5 protein-coding genes are annotated in these 6,364 nt (G+C 55.3%); 2 read left to right on the forward strand and 3 right to left on the reverse strand.

The annotated features are described in order from the left end of the window. Positions 1-136: 136 nt before the first annotated feature. Positions 137-1,600 (reverse strand): Slam-dependent surface lipoprotein, encoded by a 1,464-nt coding sequence (locus BDE01S_RS07395; protein ID WP_066079537.1) that lies wholly within the window; start codon positions 1,598-1,600, stop codon positions 137-139. A gap of 157 nt (positions 1,601-1,757) precedes the next feature. Between BDE01S_RS07395 and BDE01S_RS07400 the strand changes: the two genes are divergently transcribed. Beyond that, positions 1,758-2,123 (forward strand): transcriptional regulator, encoded by a 366-nt coding sequence (locus tag BDE01S_RS07400; RefSeq protein ID WP_066079540.1) that lies wholly within the window; start codon positions 1,758-1,760, stop codon positions 2,121-2,123. 70 nt (positions 2,124-2,193) lie between these two features. On the opposite strand, the gene BDE01S_RS07405 is transcribed toward BDE01S_RS07400, so the two are convergent. Both BDE01S_RS07405 and BDE01S_RS07410 read right to left on the reverse strand, forming a co-directional pair. Continuing rightward, positions 2,194-4,614, reverse strand: coding sequence for a DNA translocase FtsK (locus BDE01S_RS07405; protein ID WP_066079542.1), 2,421 nt, complete (start codon positions 4,612-4,614; stop codon positions 2,194-2,196). A gap of 186 nt (positions 4,615-4,800) precedes the next feature. After that, positions 4,801-5,712, reverse strand: coding sequence for a metal ABC transporter solute-binding protein, Zn/Mn family (locus BDE01S_RS07410; RefSeq protein WP_066079545.1), 912 nt, complete (start codon positions 5,710-5,712; stop codon positions 4,801-4,803). Positions 5,713-5,872: 160 nt separating this feature from the next. Between BDE01S_RS07410 and BDE01S_RS07415 the strand changes: the two genes are divergently transcribed. Beyond that, positions 5,873-6,310, forward strand: a complete 438-nt coding sequence (locus BDE01S_RS07415) for a YiiD C-terminal domain-containing protein (RefSeq protein ID WP_066079548.1) — start codon at positions 5,873-5,875, stop codon at positions 6,308-6,310. The last annotated feature ends 54 nt before the right edge of the window (positions 6,311-6,364 follow it).

Consider the following 6,364-nt stretch of genomic DNA (forward strand, 5'->3'; position numbering starts at 1 on the left):
TGTTTTTTATCAGTTATTTGACACTAAAAAATTTCGGGTAAGCGTGCCTGATTTACGGTTGGTGTATGTCAAATAACGGAAAAGCCGTCTGAAACGGAATACCGTTTCAGACGGCTTTATTTACAGAAGGAAAGGCTTATTTGATGTCGCCGCGTGTACCGCCGAAGCCGACAGTATCTTTTCCGTTGAACAATACTTTACCGGCTACTTCTTCTGCTGCTTTTCCGTAGAAATCGAGCAGGTAACTACCGGTTCGGTAGCTTTGTCGGGCGCTTGAAGAAATGCCTGTACCTGAAATTTCGCCTTTATTCAGCACAATCTCATCGCCTAAACCCGTAATTGAGCCGGAGCCGGTACGGTCGGCAAAGTTGACGGTATAAGACAATGTACCTTCTTTGATTAATGTCGAGCTTTCGCGGGTATCCCAGTCGTAAATATCCTGATATGTGCCGTTAAAGGCTTTGCCTGTATAAGTGGCAGAACCGATTGTCGGAATGGCATCCACGGCGGTTTTCAGACCGGTAATGTCAATAGAGGATGTTCGGTTGTCGGTAAAAATATGGCCTGTTTGGTTGTTATAAGAAATATAGCCGGAGTAGTCACCCACCACAATGGAATAGGGCAGATTATAGATAACGCTGTGAATGCGGGATTCATTGGTGAGTGCATTTATAATTGATGAAGAGCTCATTCGGCTTTCTGCGGTAATTTTACCGACTTCGTAATTTGCTGTCGGAATGCCTTTTGCATGGTCGATTTCCGCTTGAAGGGCTGCCGCTGCATTTGCAGCAATGATATCGTTTAATGCTTTATCAGCGGTAGCTTCATCAGCTTCTTTATTGGCTTCGGCATACTCTTGGGCTTGTTCTGCACTTAAGCCTGCTTGAATGGCTTTTTGTTCCAAGTCCGCACGATTTGCCTCAATTGCAGCCAGACGTTCGGCTTCGGCTTTCTCAGCTGCAATACGTTCTTGCTCGGCTTTGAGCAAACCGTCTAATGCAAGTTGGGCGGCTTCTTCAGTAGCTTCTTTATTGGCTTCGGCATAAGCGGCTGCTTGTTCGGGATTTAAGCCGGCAGCAACTGCTTTTTGTTCCAAGTCCGCACGGTTGGCTTCAATTGTAGCCAGACGTTCGGCTTCGGCTTTCTCAGCTGCAATACGTTCTTGCTCGGCTTTGAGCAAATTGTCTAATGCAAGTTTTGCAGCTTCTTCGGTAGCTTCTTTATTGGCTTCGGCATAAGCGGCTGCTTGTTTGGGATTTAAGCCGGCAGCAACTGCTTTTTGTTCCAAGTCCGCACGGTTGGTTTCAATTGCAGCCAGACGTTCGGCTTCGGCTTTTTCAGCAGCGGCTTTTTCAGCGGCAGCTTTCTCAGCAGCAGCTTTCTCAGCAGCAGCTTTCTCAGCAGCAGCTTTCTCAGCAGCAGCTTTCTCAGCGGCAGCTTTTTCAGCAGCAGCTTTTTCAGCAGCAGCTTTCTGTGCTTGGGTGTTTTGTACGGTAGGGTTGCTGTTGATGCTTAAGGGGCTGCGTGAGCCGCTGCCGCTGCTGCAGGCGGCAAGGCTGAGAGCGATGACGGTCAGTGCGCTAACTTTTTGTAAAGACATTTGATTTCCTTTGCTTTGTAATGGGTTTGCAATGGGCTGATGCACCTGTGGTGCATGATTTATTATTAACCATTTACTTGTTTTTATCAACTAAAAGATTTTATTTACAAACTTTTTTGTTGCTAAAGTAAAACAGGAGATTCGACATAATCGGTGTATGCATACCGAACAAGAAAAGACTGATTTCAGCCTGCGCCTGCAGACTGCGCTCAAGCTGGCGGGTTTGTCGTCGCTTTCAAATGCAAATCTTGCCAACCGTTTCAACCTGCGCCATCCGAACCAGCCGGTCAGTACGCAGGCGTTTCATTATTGGTTGGTCGGGCGTTCGATTCCGACGCCGGACAAAATCGATACCTTGGCAAAATGGCTGAATACCAGCGCGGATTGGCTGCGCTACGGGCGGGCGGATTCGGAAACGGGGCAGATTTCGGATGAGGAAATGTTGCTGTTGAACTATTTCCGCCAACTGCCGCCTTTGAAAAAGCAGGCGTTGTTGGTGTTGCTGAAAAGTAGTGAAGATTGATGGGTGGTAGAAAACAAAAAAGCCGTCTGAAAAGTATTTTTCAGACGGCTTTTTTGTTACCGGCGCGACATTACACGCTGTCGCTGCGGGCGAGGATGCGGCGGCTGCCGTTGTGGTCGGCGGGGCTGACGATGCCGGCGTTTTCGAGGGCGTCCATCAGGTTGGCGGCGCGGTTGTAGCCGATTTTGAGCTGGCGCTGCAGGGCGGAGATGGAGGTTTTTTTGCTCTCTAAAATAAAGGCTGCGGCTTGGTCGAACAGTTCGTCGCTGTCGGCATTGGGGTTGACGATGTTGTTGGTTTCCAATGCGGCCTCGCCGCTGAGCAGGCCTTCGATGTAGTCGGGCGGGGCTTGCTCTTTGATGTGGGCGGCGATGGCGTGGACTTCGCTGTCGCTGGTAAACGGGCTTTGCAGGCGGTTGGGCTCGGCATCGCCGGGTTGCAGGAAGAGAGCGTCGCCCATAGCCAGCAGCTCGTCCGCGCCGCCTTGGTCGAGAATGACGCGGCTGTCGATTTTGCCGGCAACGGTAAAGGCCATGCGGGTGGGGACGTTGGCTTTAATCAGGCCAGTGAAAACGTCGGCGGTCGGTTTTTGGGTGGCGATAATCATGTGGATGCCGGCGGCGCGGGCTTTTTGCGCCAGGCGGGTAACCTGCTGCTCGACGGATTTGCGCTCGGTCATAATCAGGTCGGCAAATTCGTCAATCACCACAACAATATAGGGCAGCTTCTCCAGCGGCTCGGGGTTGTCGGGGGTGAGGCTGAATGGGTTGTACAGCGGCTTGCCGTCGGCTTTGGCGGCGGCGATTTTGTCGTTGAAGCCTTCGAGATTACGCACGCCGACGTGGCTGAGCAGGCGGTAGCGTTTTTCCATTTCGGCCACGCACCAGTTTAAGGCACGGCCTGCGGCGCTCATGTCGGTTACGACGGGGCAGAGCAGGTGGGGGATGTCGTTGTAGGGCGTCAGCTCGATCATTTTGGGATCGATCATGATAAAGCGCACTTCGTCGGGCGTGGCTTTATAGAGAATGGACAAAATCATGGCGTTGATGCCGACGGATTTGCCGGATTTGGTCTGACCGGCCACCAGCAGGTGCGGCATCTGGGTCAAATCGCCGATAACGGGTGCGCCGGTGATGTCTTTGCCGAGGGCGACGGTGAGCTTGGATTTGGCATCGGTAAAGACGGGCGCGGCAAGGATTTCGCGCAGTAAAACGTTTTGGCGTTTTTCGTTGGGTAGCTCGATGCCCATGGTGTTTTTGCCGGTAATGGTTTCGACGACGCGCACGGAGGGTACGGACAATGTGCGCGCCAAATCTTTGGACAGGCCGACAATCCGGCTGCCTTTGACGCCTTGCGCCGGCTCGATTTCAAAGCGGGTAATGGTCGGGCCGGTGGTGGCGGACACGACTTCTACGCCGATATTGTATTCGGCCAGCTTGGCTTCGATACGCGCGGCGGTGCGCTCCAGCTCGGCCGGATCGACGCTGACGGTGGTTTCGGGCGGCAGCGCGAGCAGGGAGAGGGAGGGTTTGTGGTATTCGCCGGCGGCCTGCGGCTCATCGGGCAGGTCGAATAAGGCAGGCTGGATTTTCGGCGGCGGGGCAACAGCCAGCGTGCCGGATTTGCGGTTGCTGCTGCTGCCTTCCAGGCGCGGCGCGGGCGTGGCGGTGATGGTTTGCGCTTCCTTCATCATGCGGCGCGTGTTTTTCACGTCGGGCAGGGCGGCGGCTTCAGGCGCGCGGCGGCGGATTTTGCCCCACAGGCGGCTGAAGGTGCGCTCAATGCTGCGGCCGGTTTTGGCCAAAACTTCCAGCCATGATACCTGCGCGAGCAGAGACACGGCCAAGAGCAGGATCACAAACAGTATCAGCAGGCTGCCGGATTGCCCCAGCAGGCGCACCAAGCCCGCGCCGGCGAAGTTGCCGACCAGGCCGCCCGCGCCCACGGGCAGGGCGTCGGCCAGCCCGGCACCGAATGCGAAATGCTCGAGAATGGGGCTGCAAACCAGCAGCAGCAGCAGCGCCAGCGCGGCGATGCCGTGGTTGTAGGGTTTGTGGTTTTCCTGTTTTTGAAACAGGCGGAAGTTTTTATACAGAAACACGCAGGAGGCGATAATCCACCACCAAAACGACAGGCCGAACAGATAATAGCCGATGTCGGAAAGGTAAGCGCCGAACAGGCCGCCGAAGTTGGCGGTTTGGCCGACATCGGGCATGCTGCGCGACCAGGCGGGGTCAGCCATATCGAAGCTCAGCAGGGCGATGGCCAGGTAAACGGTCACCACCAGCCCGAAAAGCCACAGGGTATCGTTAATCAGATTGGCAACGTGTTCCGGGCGGGCTTTTTTTTCTTCGTTTTTCTGCAGGGCTTTGGCGGCTTTCAGATGCTCGGAAAGTTTGGCCGACTGCTGCGACGCGGTCTGCTTGCGGGCTGCGCTGTGTTTGGCGGGCTGCTTGGTTTTGGCTGGAGATTTGGAGGATTTTGCGCTCATGGAATGAAATCGGTAGGCGGGTGCCGCGGGCGGCACGGGTTGGAGGTGCAAACAGCCGATTATACCGCAGATGTGGGGGGATAAACAGCAACAGGCCGTCTGAATATTCAGACGGCCTGCGGGGGGGCTGCGTGTTACAGCTGCTTGATGAAACCCGAAGCAGACGGGAAGCATCGTATCGGGTGTTTATTTCATGGCATTGGCAAGCATACGGACATTATAGGTGTACATGCCGATGTAGCTGTCGGTCGGCGCTTTGCCCAAGGCGTCGGAGTAGAGCCTGCCGCTGACGCGCGCGCCGGTTTCTTTGGCGATGCGCTCAACCATGCGTGCATCTTTGATGTTTTCCGCGAAAACGGCTTTGATGTTGTCGCGTTTAATCTGGCGGATAATGGCGGCCACCTGCTTGGCGGAAGGCTCGGCGGCGCTGCTGACACCCTGCGGGGCGATAAAGCGGATGCGGTAGCGTTTGGCCATATAGGCAAAAGCATCGTGGCCGGTCAGCACTTTGCGCTTGGATTCGGGCACGGCATCAAAAGCCGCCTGCGTGTTGCGGTGCAGCTTTTTCAGTTGCTCTTGGTAGGCGGCGAGGCGGCGGCGGTAATAGTCTTTGCCTGCCGGGTCAGCCTGTATCAGCGCGTCGCCGACATTTTGCGCGTAAGTCACCATCAGCAGCGGATCGGTCCAAACGTGCGGATCGGTATCGCCGTGGTCGTGGCTGTGATCGTGGTCATGGTCGTGATGATGATCATGCCCGTCGTGGCCGTGTTCCGTTTTCAAAGTCTGTATGCCTTTGCCCGCTTCGGCATAGGGAATTTTGCTCTGCTTAACCGCGCGTTGCACATCGGCGGCTTCCAAACCCAAGCCGTTGAGCAGCACCAATTTGGCGGCGCGGATTTTTTTGATGTCGCCGCTGGTGATGTGGTAAGCATGGGAATCCTGGTCGGCGCCGACTAGATTGTGTACGCTGACGCGGCTGCCGCCGATTTGTTTGGCGACATCGCCCAAAATGCTGAAGCTGGCCACCACCGGCATCGGCGCGGCATAAGCTGCGCTGCTGAAACATAAGGCTGCCAGCCCTGCTTTCCATAATTTCATACCGTACTCCGTTTGATATAGTATAACATTGCAATAGTGTAAATCAGGACGGTGTTTCAGGCAAGGGGGAGGCCGTCTGAAAAAGTCCGCATCGCGGCGGTTTTGCCGTATGATAGAGACTTTATACAGCGGAACGCCCGCAGTTTTACGGATCAAAGCGATGACGAAAGAGCAGCTTCAGGATTTTCTGCACCGGCATATTCCCGCTACGGCGGCGCTGGGTGTGGTGGTGGCACAAGCCGATGCGGAGCAGACGGTATTGCACCTGCCCCATGAGTTAAACCGCAATCACAAGCAGACCGTATTCGGCGGCAGCATCGCGCTTGCGGCTACGGCTTGCGGCTGGGCGGCGGTGTTTACCGGGCTGTCCGAAGCCGAGGGCAATATCGTGATTCAGCAGGGCGAAACGCGCTATCTCAAGCCGGCGCGCGGCAGCCTGACCGTTATCACACGCAGCCCCGAAGCAGCGGCCTGGGTGCAGATGCGGTCGATGCTGGCCCGGCACGGCAAAGGCAAAATTGAGCTGGAAACGCAGATTTTTTCAGACGGCATATTGGCTGCCGAATTTCGCGGCAAATATGTGGCTTTACGCCCGTAACCCGAAAACGCGCGGATATTCAGACGGCCTGAGTGCCCGCATTCATTGCACTAG

The organism is Bergeriella denitrificans NBRC 102155, from assembly GCF_001592185.1.
GTDB classification, from domain to species: domain Bacteria; phylum Pseudomonadota; class Gammaproteobacteria; order Burkholderiales; family Neisseriaceae; genus Neisseria; species Neisseria denitrificans.